We start from the raw sequence: 14,316 nt of genomic DNA, 5'->3' as shown, positions 1-14,316 counted from the left end.
CGATTGGTCGTGATGCGGATCCGAGTTTAATGCCGACGCCGAAGCAGCGGGTATGGATGTGGCAGAGGAGTTGGGAGATAGTAAGGAAGAAGAAGATAATGCTTGCCGATTTCTGGAATCACGGAACAGTATCTTATGGTTGTATTGCTGGTGGAAGGGAGGGTGGATATTTTCATATTAATTGGCATGGGGATTGTGCGCCTTGTGTTTTTTTCCCGTATGCGGTGAGTAATATTATAGATATTTACAATCAAGGTGGGACGATAAATGATGTTTTATTTACACCTTTTTTCAAGGCGATAAGAGATTGGCAGAAGGGTTATGGGTTTTTATCGGGCGGAAAAGTTAGCGGTGATTGGTTAAGACCTTGTCCGATAAGAGACCATTTTTTGACTGCCAAGAAAATGATTGAGGAATATGGAGCCAGACCGATAGATTATGCTCCTAATGAGATTGACAAAAAGTATATAGAAGAGATGGTAAATTATGACAAAAATTTAGAAAAATTGACTTTGTCTATTTGGCAAAATAAATATTTGAATAACAGATAACCATCAATTTTTAATTCTTCTCCCTATTCTCTTAATATTGACATTTTAAAAAAAATTGGTAAAATTTAAAGTGAAATTAATTTGGAGGAGTAAATGAAAAAGGAGAATCTAAAAGAAAAATTAAAAGCCCTTCAAGTTGCTCTTGCCCAAATTGAAAAGAGTTATGGCAAAGGCGCAATAATGAGATTGGGAGAGAAGGGTGTAAGTGTTGAGGTTGATGTAATTCCTACCGGTTCTCTTTCTTTAGATATTGCTACCGGTATTGGCGGAGTACCGCGAGGAAGGGTGGTAGAAATCTTTGGGCCTGAAGGAAGTGGTAAAACTACTTTAGCCCTTTCAATTGTGGCTCAGGCTCAAAAAAGAGGCGGGCTTTGTGCATTTATTGATACTGAACATGCTTTAGACCCTTCTTATGCTAAAGATTTAGGTGTGGAACTGGAAAATTTATATGTCTCCCAACCTGATACTGGAGAACAGGCCTTAGAGATTGCTGAGATTTTAACACGAAGTGGTGCCTTAGATGTTTTTGTAATCGATTCGGTCGCTGCCTTGGTGCCACGGGTCGAGGTAGAAGGTGAAATGGGAGATGCCCAAATTGGTGTTCAGGCAAGATTAATGTCTCAAGCATTAAGAAAACTTACCGGTGTGATTCACAAATCACAGACTTGCGCAATTTTTACCAATCAGATTCGTTACAAAATAGGCGTTGGTGCGTTTGCTAATCCGGAAACTACTCCTGGTGGCTTAGCGTTAAAATTTTATGCCAGTCTAAGATTAGAGATTAGAAGAATTGGTACAATAAAGAAGGAAGAGGAGACGATCGGTAATCGCACAAAGGTAAAAGTAGTAAAGAATAAATTGGCACCGCCCTTCAAAGAAGCAGAATTTGATATCCTTTACGGCAAAGGAATTTTGCGGGAAGGAGAAATAATTGATTTAGGAGTTAACTTGGGGATTATTCAGAAAAGCGGTGCTTGGTTTTCCTATGGAGAAACAAAACTCGGCCAAGGGCGGGAGCAGGCAATTGAATTCCTTTGTAGAAATCCTAAGATTTCCCAAGAATTAGAAGATAAAATTTACGAATTATCTTTAAAAGAAAAAAAGGAGGATAAAAATGAAAAAAGAGAAGACTGAGTATACCGTAACCCAATTAAAGGAATCAAAGAATGGTCGTTATTATACTCTCTTTTTAGATAAAAAGAATGTTGGTACTTTTTTAAAATCGACTATTCGAAAATTTGCTTTAGAAGTGGGCGATAAGATAACCGAAGAAGAATTGACAAAAATTATTGAAACTGATCAAGTAAAAAGATTACAAGATTATTCTTTGCGACTTTTATCCCGAAGAGATTATTCGGAAAATGAGTTTAAAGAGAAACTTTTAAAAAGAGGTTATCCAGCAAATGTAGTGGAGCAGGTGATAAATAACTTAAAAGAACTTGATTATCTTTCGGATAAAAATTTTATTAAAAATTATGTTGCCCATTCTCTTTCTTTTCGAAAAAGAGGAAAAGTAGCAATCAAGCAAGAACTTCTCCGAAAAGGAGTTGAGGAGAAAGCGATCGATGAATATCTTTTAGAAGTTTCCGAAGAAGTTCCAGCGCGGGAATTGGTAGAGAAATATTTACCAAAAATTAAAAAACAATTGGAAAAGAAAAAAGAGAAAAATAAAATTACTGGTAATCCTAAAAACTACTTAAAAAGTAGATTAAAAGAACTTCTTTTAAGGCGCGGTTTTACTAATCGAACCATTGAGAAAGTTTTAGAAGAGGTGACTGGCTAATTAAAATAAAAAGAAATAAAGAAATTTCCTAAATGAAAGCGCAAGAATTAAGGATAAGTTTTTTAAGTTTTTATAAAGAAAGGGATCATATAATTGTTCCCTCTTCTTCCTTAGTACCCAAAGATGATCCGACTTTGCTTTTTACTACTGCGGGTATGGTTCAATTTAAGCCATTCTATGCCGGTACAAAACCTTTGCCTTATAAAAGAGCAGCTTCTTGTCAAAAATGTTTAAGATTGACCGATTTAGAGAAAGTTGGTTTTTCACCGAAATACTGTACTTTTTTTGAAATGCTTGGTAATTTCTCCTTTGGTGATTATTTCAAAAAAGAGGCATTGATTTGGGCATGGGAGTATTTAACAGAAGTTTTAAAATTGGATAAAAAAAGATTATATGTTTCAGTTTTCCGAGAAGATGATGAGGCTTATGATATCTGGCACAAAATAATTGGTTTAGAAGAAAAGAGGATATATCGATTAGGCGAAGAGGATAATTTTTGGGGTCCGGCCGGTGGCGTTGGTGCTTGCGGTCCTTCTTCGGAGATATATTATGATCTAGGAGAAAGGTTTGGTTGTCAAAAAGAGAGTTGTGGTCCTGGTTGTTCTTGTGACCGATTTTTAGAACTTTATAATATTGTTTTTCCGATGTATGATCAACAACCAGATGGAAGAAGGTTACCCCTCAAAAATCGAGGTATTGATACTGGAATGGGATTAGAAAGATTGGCAATGGTTATCCAAAATAAAAAGACAATTTTTGAAACAGATCTTTTTGATTTTATTATAAAGAAATTAGAAAAAATATTGGGTATTGAGAAAAATGAGGAAAATAAAAGTTTTTTCTATGCTGCCAGTGACCATTTACGGGCATTAACCTTTGCCATTTGTGATGGGGTTCTGCCCAGTAATGAAGAAAGAGGTTATGTTTTGAGATTACTTTTGAGGCGTGTTTTAGTTTTATATTACAAAATTTTAAAAGAATTTCCGGAAAAGCCCTTTTTGTATCAACTGCCCAGTGAAATTATTTATAACTATTCTCTTTTTTATCCCGAATTAAAAGAAGGAATAAACAAAGTTCCTCTGATTATTAAAGAGGAAGAAGAAAGATTTCTTTACACTCTTAAAAGGGCAATTGGCAAATGGGAAGAAGTGATTGCTGAGATAAAAAAGAGAAATGAAAAAGTTATAAGCGGCGACAAACTCTTTTTCCTTCATGACACTTTTGGATTAAATATTGAAATTATGGAGGAACTATCAAAAGACGAAAATCTTTTGTTAGATCTAGAAGGATTTAAAAATAAAATAGAGGAAAGAAAAAAAGAAAAAATAATTGTTTCCAAAGAAATCCCTAAAGAAAGTGTTGAGTTTTGTGGTTATGATAAGTTAGCCGTAGAGAGTAGAGTGGTTTTTTTTCAAAAGATTTCAGCCGAAGAATATGAAATTGTGTTAAATCCCACACCTTTCTATGCCGAAAAGGGTGGTCAGATTGGTGATACCGGAAAAATAATTTATGAAGACTTAGAAATTCCAGTGATAGATAGTTATTATCAATATCAAGTGCCTGTTCACAAGATAAAAATGGAGAAAGAGATAAATCTATTGGGGAAAAAAGTTTTGGCGGTGGTTGAGAAAGAAAGAAGATACGAGATTATGCGAGCACACACTTCAACCCATTTGTTACATAAGGCATTAAAATTGGTTTTGGGCAAAGAGGTAAGGCAAGAAGGTAGTTTGGTGGAGGTTGGTAGGCTTCATTTTGATTTCAATTTTTACCGGCCCTTAAAGGAAGAGGAGATTTCAAAAATTGAAGAGATAGTCTTTCAAAAGATTTTAGAAAATATCAAGGTAGAGAAGCATTATAACCTGCCTTTTGAAAAGGCAAAAGAGATGGGAGCGATTGCTTTGTTTTTAGAGGAGTACGGAGAGTATGTGAATGTGATAAAGATAGGCGATTTTTCTTTAGAAGTTTGTGGCGGTACCCATTTAGACTATACTGGTGAGATCGGACTTTTTAAAATCATTGATGAAAAAGGAATAGCTGCTGGTATTAGAAGAATAGAAGCCTATTGTGGCAAAAGGGCTTTTGATTATCTTCTCTTAAAAGATAAAAGATTAAAAGAACTAAGAAAAGAACTACAGGTTTCTGAAGAAAATCTCTTTAAAAAAATAAAGGAAATATTAGAAAATTTAAGAGAACAAGAGAAAAATCGAAAAAAAATTGTTGAAAAATACCTCTCAATAATTGTGAATAATCTGACTGGTAAAAGAATATCAGAAGATATTGAATTAATTATCGAAGATTATTCCTTTTTAGAAAAAGATGAGATAAGAAAACTTTGTGATTATCTTAAAGAAAAAGAAAAAGAAAAACGAGTGGGGTTCTTTTTTAGAAAAGAAAAAGATGATTGGGAGTTTATTATTTTTGTGAGTAAAGATTTGCAAGAAAAGATTAAAGCAAAGGATTTGGCAAAGAAACTTGGTGAGTTTCTTGGCGGAGGTGGCGGTGGTCGAGAAGATTTAGCTGAAGGTGGAGGTAAAGGTAAAAAATTATCAGAAATTAAGAATTTTATTATAAAGATAATAAAACAAAATTGAGATTGATTTTTTCAGAGAAATGTTTTAAAATTAAATAAATAGGAGGTGGCAAGGAAATAGAAAAGTTTTGATGGAATTTGGTTTTAAAAGAATAATTAAAAAAACTACCGATTTTATAAAAAAATTTTTTAATTTGATTTATCAAAAAAAATTGGTATGATTTTTTATTTTGAATAAAAAATGGCATTGATATTAGAAGGGAAAACCCTAGCGCTAAAAAAAGAAGAAGAGTTAAGGGGAAAAATAACCAATATTAAAGATAAAATTTCTTTTTTAATAATTCAGATTGGTGAAGACGAAGGTACCAAGGTTTATGTTCGTCAAAAGATTAAGAAGAGTGAAAAATTGGGTTTTATACCGATTTATAAAAATTTTGGTGAAGATATATCAGAAGAAGAGATAATAAATTTCATTAAAGAAGAGCAAAAAAAAGAAGATATTTATGGTGTGATTTGTGAGCAACCAATTCCTTCCAAGTATAACTCGTTAAGGATTATTGAAAGCATTGATCACAATAAAGACATCGATTGTTTAACTCCTTACAATATAGGAAGGTTAGCCTGGGATCAACCAATTTTCTATCCAGCAACACCTAAAGCGGTTGTTGATCTTTTAGAAAATTACCAAATCTTTCCAGAAGGAAAAAAGATTTTAATAATCTCTCGCTCAATAATAATTGGTAAGCCTTTGCTTTTGATGCTTTTAAAAAAAAGTAAACTCGGGAATGCGACGGTTATCTGTGCTCATTCTAAGACCAAAGAATTAAAAGAATTAACAAAGGTTGCTGATATTATTATTACCGCTGTTGGTAAGCCATATTTTCTAACAAAAGAGATGGTAAAAGAAGATAGTGTAATTATTGATTGCGGAATTAATGTTGTTGAAAAAGAGGGGAAAAGTGAGATTGTTGGTGATGCTCATTATGATGAACTTTTGGATAAAGTGAAGGCAATCACTCCGGTTCCCGGCGGTGTCGGTGTTTTGACAACAATCAATTTATTAGAAAATATTTTTCGAAGTTATGAAAGAAAAAAAAGAGTTTGAAAAGTTTTTAAGAGAAGAATTAAAAAAATATACCAAAGATTATCCGAAAGAGTTGCGAAAGGGAATTTTTTACGCAATGACCGGCGGCAAGAGAATAAGGCCGTTGCTTTTATTTTCTCTTTTAGATAAAAAAACTAAGATAAAAAAGAAGGAGATAATGAAAATTGGTTTAGTGATAGAATTAATTCACAACTTCTCTTTGGTTCACGATGATTTGCCGGCAATTGATAATGATGATTATCGCCGCGGTAGGTTGACAACTCATAAAGTTTTTGGTGAAGGAGAAGCAATATTAATTGGTGATGCTTTGTTTTCCTTAGCCTTTCAAGTTTTGAGTGACTTAAAGATAGAAGATTCGTTAAAAATTGGGATTTTCAAAATTTTGACGAAGGCAACGGCTGATTTGGTTGCTGGTGAATTTCTGGATATTAAAAAAAAGAACTTTACTAAAGAGGAATATGAAAAAATGATAAAGAAAAAGACCGCGGCTCTTTTTAGAGCAATTTTTCAAATAGCAGCTCTTTTGTTAAATCTAAAAGATAAAAATATAGAAAAATGGACAGTTTACGGAGAAGATTACGGAAGTCTCTTCCAGATCGAAGATGATATTAAAGATAAAGAAGAAATTCCTTTTCTTGGGGAGTTGAAAAGAAAATATGAGAAAAGGTTAAAAAATGGATTTAACGAAAATTAATCCTCAGGAGTTAAAAAAACTTTCTTTAAAGGAATTAGAGAATTTAGCCCAAAAGATTAGAGAATATATTATTGAAATTGTAGAAAAAAATGGTGGCCATCTGTCACCAAATTTAGGGGTGGTGGAATTAACAATTGCTCTCCATTATGTTTTTGATTTGGATAAAGATAAAATTCTTTTTGATGTGGGTCACCAATGTTATACCCATAAGATTTTAACTGGTAGAGGTAAAGAATTCAGAAACTTAAGAAAAAAGGAAGGTATAGCCGGTTTCCCCAAGAGAAGTGAAAGTCCTTATGATATTTTTTGTTCCGGTCATTCTGGCGATGCGATTTCCGTTGGTGTTGGGCTTGCCCTTTTTAAAAAACCAGAAGAAAAGATAATTGTGGTGATTGGTGATGGTTCAATTCAAACCGGAGTAGCTTTTGAAGGGTTAAACCAGGCTGGTTTTTTACAAAGTGATGTCATTGTGGTTCTTAATGATAATGAAATGTCAATAAGCAAGACGCAAGGCGCTTTTAGTAAATATTTAAATAAAATTATTAGTGATAAACGTTATCTAAGTTTAAAACAGGAATTGAAATCTTTTTTAAACTTTCTGCCGGAAAGATTAAAAAAAGAGAGTGAGGAATATTTAAAAAGGTTGGAAAAAGGTCTTAAAAGACTTTTTCTACCAACTACTTTCTTTGAAGAGATTGGATTTCGTTATTTTGGGCCGATTGATGGTCATTCTTTAAAAGATTTAATAAAAATCTTTCAAAAAATAAAGGAGTTAAAAGGTCCAATACTGGTTCATGTACTGACAAAAAAAGGAAAGGGTTATAAGAAAGCCGAAGAAGACCCAGAGTATTATCACGGAATAAGTGGCAAAGAAGATAAAAGTATCGAAGGTGTTTTTTATAACGAATATGTTGGAAAAGTTCTTTGTGAGATTTTGGATAAGGAAAAAAATGCGGTAGTGATTACTCCTGGTATGCGTTTGGGAAGCGGTTTAAAAGAGGTTTCCGAGAGATTTCCGGAGCGGTTTTTTGATTGCGGAATATGTGAGCAGCACGCAATAGATTTTGCTTGTGGTTTGGCATTAAGGAATTTTAAACCGGTTGTTTGCATCTATTCTACCTTTTTGTTAAGAGCCTATGACCAATTAATAAATTGTTGTCTTTTACATAACTTACCAATTTTGTTTTTAATTGATCGTGCTGGTTGTGTGCCGGATGATGGTGAAACCCATCAAGGAGTTTATGATATCAGTTACTTAAGATTTTTGCCCAATGTCACCTTTTTTGCTCCCTATTTTTTAGAAGACCTAAAAGAAATGATTTTATTTGCTTTAAAGAAAGATTCGCCAGTGTTTATTAGGTATCCAAAAGATTGGGGAGAGTTTAAAGGAAATACCGGTAAAATTGAACCGGAGATAATAACTAAGGGAAAGGACGGAATTCTTATTGGGGTGGGTGCAGGCACAAGAATTGCTATGGATTTAAATAACAAATTAAAAGAAAAAAATATTTTTTTAACTTTGGTTGACGCGAAAGTAATAAAACCATTAACGATTTCTTTTTATCGGGATTTATTTAAAGATAACTTACCTGTCTTTGTGATTGAGGATAACCTTAAAGAAGGAGGTTTTGGTGAATATCTCAAAAATCTTTTCCCTAATCAAAAAATTGTTAATTTCGGTTTTGAAAGCAAATTTTTGGGCGTAGGAAAGAGAACAGAAATTTTTAAGAAAGAGAAATTAGATAGTGAAAGTCTTTTGGAAGTAATTTTACCAATTATTATAAATCAGAAAGTAGATGTTAAGACGTAGTTTTATTATTATTATTTTCTTTTTATTTTTAAAAGGAGAAAATTTCAATGACTCAATCCGAGTTCGATTTGATTTTTCAAGAAGTCTTGTCTATTTAGAAAAATGGCGGGATTCACTCTTTTTAGGAGTTATTAAGATCGAACCTTTGGAAGAATATTTTAAGAGGAGTTTTAAAGAAAGATTCTTATATAATTTTTATCAAGAAATGCAAAGAAAAAGAGAAAGGAGTTTCGTATACCAAACGGGTCTTATTCCCCTAATTGAACTGCCAACTTTGCCAGGTTTAGGTGAAAGTAAGATAAAGATTTCCGGAGAAGACCGAATCACTGTTGGTGGCCGACAAACAATCCATTCCTCACCCCTTTTTACTGAAATACCTTCGCGCGGTCTCTTTCCAGAATTAAAAATGAGCCAAGAATTAAAGTTGACAGTTACTGGTGAAATTGGCGGCCGGACAAAAATAAATATTGACCACGATTCAAGAAGGATGGAAGCAAAAAATAAAATCAGTGTTGTCTATACCGGAACAGAGGATGAAATAGTTAGAAAGATTGAAGGTGGCGACATTAGTTTTGGTTTTCCTTCTACCAGATATACCGGTGATATTCCAACGCATAAAGGTCTTTTTGGTTTAAGATCCGAAGGTGCTTTGGGACCGATTAATTTTTATGCAGTTGCTTCCAGGGAACAATCAGAAAAAAAGGATGTGGAATTTAAAGGTAAGGCGAGTGTCAAGATAGATACCTTTTATGATTATGAATATGCCAAATATAAATTCTTTATTTTAGATACTAATCCGGATATGCTATTAAAAATAAGTAATTTCCAACTCTTTTATGATGATGGCAATCCTTATAATGATATCCAAACAAATGCAATTAGGTGTTTGGCAACAATCTATCCCGATTTTCCTGATTCCCAACCAGTAAATAGTGATGAGCGAATAAGGGCGGGATTTGTTCGTTTGGAGATAAACAAAGATTTTTATTTAAGGACTTTAACAATTTTACCTTATGGTGAAATACCGGTGATTGAACTTAATATTGCGGTTGATAATGGTAATCTTGCCTGTTTTTATACTACCGTTGATGGTGAGACAATTGGTGGTAAAAGATATGAAGATTCCCTTCTTATATTAAAACTTATCAAAAAGAAAAGGTTTGATGTCGGCTCACCTACTTTCAAATATAATTTAAGAAACATCTATTATTTGGGAGAAAAAAATGTAAGAATAAAACAAGCAAAGATTTTTAGGATATCTGGAAGTTATTCTACTGAATATGAGACCGAAGGCGATTATAAAGGTAAGAGTTTTTTGGAAATTTTAGGATTAGACCCGGATAATGATGGTGAGATTAACTTTCCTTATTTTCAAAGTGGTTATGGTTTAATTGTCTTTCCTTATCTTTATCCTTTTAATAGTGAGAAACTTTCGGTAAAGGATTCGATTATCTATTTCAAAGAACCCCTTTCTTATGGTGAAGGAGGGAAATATCTAATGGTGATAGAATATTCCAGCAGTATCCAAGAATTCCTTTTAGGAACAACAGACATCGTTGAAAATAGTGAAAAAGTTTACATTAATGGTGTGCTTGCCGAAAAAGGCAGTGATTACACAATTGATTATAAGACAGGGAAGATAACCTTTTTAAAATTACCACCAGATGCTGAAATCAAGGTAACTTTTGAACAACTTCCCTTTTTTGCTCCCTCGGCAAAAACTTTTGGTGGTTTTCGGGCAGAGACAAAACTCTTTGAGAATCTTACTTTAGGTTCTTCTTTTCTTATGCGCAGTGAAGGTAGTTATACGGATAAGCCGGAAATCGGTTACGAACCTTTTAATAAGGGAATTCTTTCTTTTAATCTCTCTTATTTAAAAGACTTTAATTTTCTCCGCTTCCAAACAAGTGGTGAGATAGCCAGTTCCTTTAAAAATAGTAATACCCTTAATAATGCCTATATTGATAATTTTGAAGAGACTTCTTTAGAGCATAGTTTAGAAATTAGAGGTTCTTCTTTCTTTTTTGCGCCTTGTCCTTATTTTGGCGATACCGGTAATTTTATTAAAAACTTTCCTAATATTAAAAATCCTCAACCAGAAAATTATGTGAGAAGAGATTCAATTTTTGGTAGTCAGATTGGTGAAGAAGGAAGAGAGAGGGATAATTATCTAATAATTGAGGTTAATAATAATCCTAATAATAATGCTTGGTTTGGAATTTGTCAGGCACTTGCTCGAGGAAGCAACCTTCAATTAGAGAATTATGAAAATTTAGAAATGGTCTTTCGGATTGATAGTGGCGATTACGATGGTAAAATCTCTTTCAGTTTGGCATCTTATTTAGAAGAGGATGTGCCGAGAAGGACAAAGGATGGCAGAATAGTTGGGTATAATAATATTTTTGATACCGAAGATAAGAATGGCAATAATGAATTGGAATCAGATGAAGATTGTGGTTTAGATGGCATATTTGGTATCGACTCTTTGAATGTTGAAGGAGATGACCAGAATGATGATTATGATTATTATCTTAATCCGATGGGAACTGAAAAGAATCGGATATTAAATAGTGAAGATATTGACCTAAATGGTTTTGACAGTCGGGGAAATAATCATTACTTTTCTTATACAATTTCGTTAAATAGTAAAAATATAAAAGAACTTTATAACAATTGGAAGGTAGTAACAATTCCATTAAGGGCTTTTGATACAATAATTGGTAGACCAAATCTTAATGATATAAGAAAACTGGCGATATACTTCCATAATTTTTCTAAACCTTTTAAGATGAGGATTTATTCAATAAAATTTACTGGTGTAAGATGGAAGAAGCCAAGATTTCTATCCAAAGAAGTAGATACTCTAATAAGCAAGGCAAGAATATATTCAATATCTAATAAGAATACCCCGGATTATACTTCGCCTTTCAAAGTGAAAAAGGATATAAGAGGTATTTATTACGAAGCAAGTCTTTGTTTAGAAATAGATTCAATATCTTCTTACGATACCTGTATTACTGAGATGTTTTTAAGCACTGGACAGGATTTAAGAAAATATTCCCAACTCAGTTTTTATTTCCATAAACCAAAAGAGGTGGAAGAAAGGGCGATAATCATATATTTCCGTATTGGACTTGATAGCAGTAATTTTTATGCCCTTAGTTTGCCATTAGAAGAAAAAGAAAGTTTCTATAAGATAAGAAAAGTTCCTTATGGTGAAGACTGGTATGAAATCCAAATCTCTTTGGATTCTTTACCATTGGTAAAGACTGGAAAGTATTTTGAAGAGGTAAAAATAAGGGGAGAGCCTTCTTTAAATAATGTTCGCTATTACGCTTTAGGAGTTTGTAATATCTTATCTTCAAGAATTTCTTATAGTGTTTGGTTTAACGAATTAAGAGTGAGTAAACCAAAGAATGAGACTGGTCTTATTTACGGTTTCAATACCAGTTTTAATATTCCCGATATCGGTTTTAGTACCAGTTTTAATATTGAGAAACAAAATCCTTTCTTTTCAAGATTGACACAGGTACCTGCTTCAGCCGGCAATGATAATCTAAACTATTATTTAAACTCTGCTATCGATTTATCAAAAATTCCCTATCTTTCTCTTTTAGGTTTTTCTCTGCCAATAAGTTATAATAAAATAGGTTCTTTTTCCAAACCCTATTTTTCACCAAGTATCCCCGATTTGATTTTAAAAGATAAAACTTTTCATGAGAGAAGCGGTAGTGAAAGTTATAATTTTTCTTTGAGAAGAAGCAAAAGTTCTCAAAATCCCTTTTTAAAATATACCTTAGACGCCTTTTCTTATTCTTTTTCTAAGAGGTTTGGTTTCAGTAATCAGACATTATCTATTGATAGTAGTAATACCTTTTCCCAAAGTTTCTCTTACAATATCTCACCCGATTTAGGAATAAGAATAAAAGAGGAAAAGATAAGCCTTTTTCCAAAAAATATTTCCCTTTCCTTTTCTTTAAGTGATAATGAAAGTAAGAGAAAAAATCGAGCAAAGGAGAGCGATACCTTTACTATCCAACCAAAAATATTAACAAAGAATGCTGGTTTCTCTTATGGCTTTTCTTATTCACCAATTTCTGATTTAAATATTGAATATTCTTGCGGAAATTATTTTAATCGTTTAGGTGTTTTTAAAACTGGTTTGATAAAAGAAAAGAGAACTTTTTTAGGAATAGATGAAGGTTTTTCTCGGGATATTTCTATTTCTTATAACTTTTCTTTATTTGATATTTTAGAGCCAAATTTTTCAATCGATGGTAGTTATGATGAGGGAAGGGAAAAGATGCGGGGCGATACTTATACCAATATAAGAAGAATTAACAATGATTTCTCTTTTGGTTTTGGAACCGATTTTGACTTGCCGGAACTTTTTGAGAAGTTAAAATTAGAAAAGATTAGTAATTATTTTGATGCTATAAGTTTTGATTATAACTTTTCAAGGGGAAGCGAATATCCACGGATTGATTTTCGTCCAAGTCTTTTATACCAGTTTGGTTTTAAAGAAAATATTCCTTATGACTCATCTCAAAGGGCAAGGGATCGGGAATATTCTTTGGAACTATCAAGTTCTTTTAAGTTATCTAATATTTCTATAAGATGGGGTTATGAAAGAAATTGGGAGAAAAACTTTTATGGTCTTTCTTCACGGCAGGGAAGTAGAGAGATAAAATTTCCTTCTTTAGATATTAGTATTAAGAATGTAGAAAAAATATTACCAAAATTAATTTCTTCTTCGGAGATAAATAGCAAATTTGAAAAGCGAAAAACCCTTTCTTCACGATTGGCACCGGATGGCAGTTTTATCTTAAGCGAAAGAAACGAAGATAATAATTATAACTTTTCGCCATTAATTGGTTGGCAACTTAATTTTAAAAACCGAATGAATACTTCAATCAATATCAATTATAACAAAAACTCTAATTTTAGTGCTTTAAGTAATATCACAAATTACAACGAAAGCAAAGGTTTTTCCCTTTCTTATAGCTATAGTTTCTCTTTAAAAGAAGGGATAAAACTACCTTTATTAAAAAAGATAAAACTAACTCATGATATTAATTTTTCCAGCAATTTTAGTTACAATTTAAGCGAAAGTTATTATATAAGAGAATTGGCAAAAACCTTCCTTTCCCGCAACAATAACTACAATCTTTCCCTTTCCTTTTCTTATCAACTTTCTACTTACACCCAAGTTGGACTAAATACCTCTTATTCCAATTCCAAAAATCTTCTGAAACAAGATAAAATCCAATCAATTGATATAAATATCTGGGTATTATTCAGATTTTAATTATGAGAATAAGAGAATTTCAGAAATTGATTGAAAAGATTTATTATCAAAAAGATAAGAAAAGGGGAAAAGAAAAGACCTTTCTTTGGTTTTGCGAAGAGGTTGGCGAATTAGCAAAGGCATTAAGAAAAGGAACTAAAAAAGAGAAGGAAGAAGAATTTGCCGATACTTTTGCTTGGCTTGTAACCTTAGCAAGTTTATACGGAATTGATATGGAAAAGGCAATTGAGAAATACAAAAAAGGTTGCCCCAAGTGTAAAAGAATTCCCTGCGTCTGCCAAGAAAAATCTTCTTAACCCTTTAAATTCTCTAACTCACAAACCCAATTCTCTCTTCCTTTCCCAAGGTTTCTGTCATTTCTTCTTTTACTGATTTTATTAGGTCTTGGAGAGTAATTTCTCTATTTTCTTGGCCGCATTTCATAACAGTTTTTATTACCGCGTTTTTTATCTTGCCTCCTGATAAAGGATATTTTGCCAATTCCGCAAAAGAAATATCAGGATTTAGTTTAGGACAATCCTTTAAGAAAAGT

10 protein-coding genes are annotated in these 14,316 nt (G+C 32.6%); 9 read left to right on the top strand and 1 reads right to left on the bottom strand.

Features of this window, described 5'->3' with window-relative positions:
- The 9 genes from ABIK75_07245 to ABIK75_07205 form a co-directional block, all read left to right on the top strand.
- The coding region (locus ABIK75_07245) for a radical SAM protein (protein MEO0090879.1) at window positions 1-551 on the top strand (551 nt) is incomplete at its 5' end.
- Between the two features lie 93 nt (window positions 552-644).
- Window positions 645-1,685, top strand: a complete 1,041-nt coding sequence (gene recA, locus ABIK75_07240) for a recombinase RecA (GenBank protein ID MEO0090878.1) — start codon at window positions 645-647, stop codon at window positions 1,683-1,685.
- A complete protein-coding gene (locus tag ABIK75_07235) occupies window positions 1,666-2,334 on the top strand; it encodes a regulatory protein RecX (GenBank protein ID MEO0090877.1) in 669 nt (222 codons plus the stop codon). The genes recA and ABIK75_07235 overlap by 20 nt, the downstream gene beginning before the upstream one ends.
- Before the next feature lie 32 nt (window positions 2,335-2,366).
- Window positions 2,367-4,928 (top strand): alanine--tRNA ligase, encoded by a 2,562-nt coding sequence (gene alaS / locus ABIK75_07230; GenBank protein MEO0090876.1) that lies wholly within the window; start codon window positions 2,367-2,369, stop codon window positions 4,926-4,928.
- Between the two features lie 180 nt (window positions 4,929-5,108).
- A complete protein-coding gene (locus ABIK75_07225; GenBank protein MEO0090875.1) occupies window positions 5,109-5,972 on the top strand; it encodes a bifunctional 5,10-methylenetetrahydrofolate dehydrogenase/5,10-methenyltetrahydrofolate cyclohydrolase in 864 nt (287 codons plus the stop codon).
- Window positions 5,950-6,666 carry a polyprenyl synthetase family protein gene (locus ABIK75_07220; GenBank protein MEO0090874.1) on the top strand — a complete coding sequence of 239 codons (717 nt, stop codon included), beginning with the start codon at window positions 5,950-5,952 and terminating at the stop codon, window positions 6,664-6,666. Before ABIK75_07225 ends, ABIK75_07220 begins: the two co-directional genes overlap by 23 nt.
- Window positions 6,647-8,476 carry a 1-deoxy-D-xylulose-5-phosphate synthase gene (dxs, locus tag ABIK75_07215; GenBank protein MEO0090873.1) on the top strand — a complete coding sequence of 610 codons (1,830 nt, stop codon included), beginning with the start codon at window positions 6,647-6,649 and terminating at the stop codon, window positions 8,474-8,476. Before ABIK75_07220 ends, dxs begins: the two co-directional genes overlap by 20 nt.
- Window positions 8,463-13,784, top strand: a complete 5,322-nt coding sequence (locus ABIK75_07210; GenBank protein ID MEO0090872.1) for a hypothetical protein — start codon at window positions 8,463-8,465, stop codon at window positions 13,782-13,784. Before dxs ends, ABIK75_07210 begins: the two co-directional genes overlap by 14 nt.
- Window positions 13,785-13,786: 2 nt before the next feature.
- Complete coding sequence (locus tag ABIK75_07205; GenBank protein MEO0090871.1) at window positions 13,787-14,080, top strand: MazG nucleotide pyrophosphohydrolase domain-containing protein; 294 nt, start codon at window positions 13,787-13,789, stop codon at window positions 14,078-14,080.
- Window positions 14,081-14,093: 13 nt separating this feature from the next.
- Here ABIK75_07205 and ABIK75_07200 read toward each other — a convergent pair.
- A partial coding sequence (locus ABIK75_07200; protein MEO0090870.1) for a hypothetical protein occupies window positions 14,094-14,316 on the bottom strand: 223 nt, incomplete at its 5' end.

The organism is candidate division WOR-3 bacterium (assembly GCA_039801725.1).
Classification (GTDB): Bacteria; Hydrothermota; Tepidihabitantia; order Tepidihabitantales; family DTDR01; genus DTDR01.
Note: the sequence above shows the minus strand (reverse complement) of the source record. Positions and strands in the feature narration are given on the sequence as shown.

Bases quoted from the DNA above. Each gene is read 5' to 3' on its own strand.
- recA (MEO0090878.1), top strand. From the start codon at position 645: ATGAAAAAGGAGAATCTAAAAGAAAAATTAAAAGCCCTTCAAGTTGCT.
- ABIK75_07235 (MEO0090877.1), top strand. From the start codon at position 1,666: ATGAAAAAAGAGAAGACTGAGTATACCGTAACCCAATTAAAGGAATCA.
- alaS (MEO0090876.1), top strand. From the start codon at position 2,367: ATGAAAGCGCAAGAATTAAGGATAAGTTTTTTAAGTTTTTATAAAGAA.
- ABIK75_07225 (MEO0090875.1), top strand. From the start codon at position 5,109: ATGGCATTGATATTAGAAGGGAAAACCCTAGCGCTAAAAAAAGAAGAA.
- ABIK75_07220 (MEO0090874.1), top strand. From the start codon at position 5,950: ATGAAAGAAAAAAAAGAGTTTGAAAAGTTTTTAAGAGAAGAATTAAAA.
- dxs (MEO0090873.1), top strand. From the start codon at position 6,647: ATGGATTTAACGAAAATTAATCCTCAGGAGTTAAAAAAACTTTCTTTA.
- ABIK75_07210 (MEO0090872.1), top strand. From the start codon at position 8,463: ATGTTAAGACGTAGTTTTATTATTATTATTTTCTTTTTATTTTTAAAA.
- ABIK75_07205 (MEO0090871.1), top strand. From the start codon at position 13,787: ATGAGAATAAGAGAATTTCAGAAATTGATTGAAAAGATTTATTATCAA.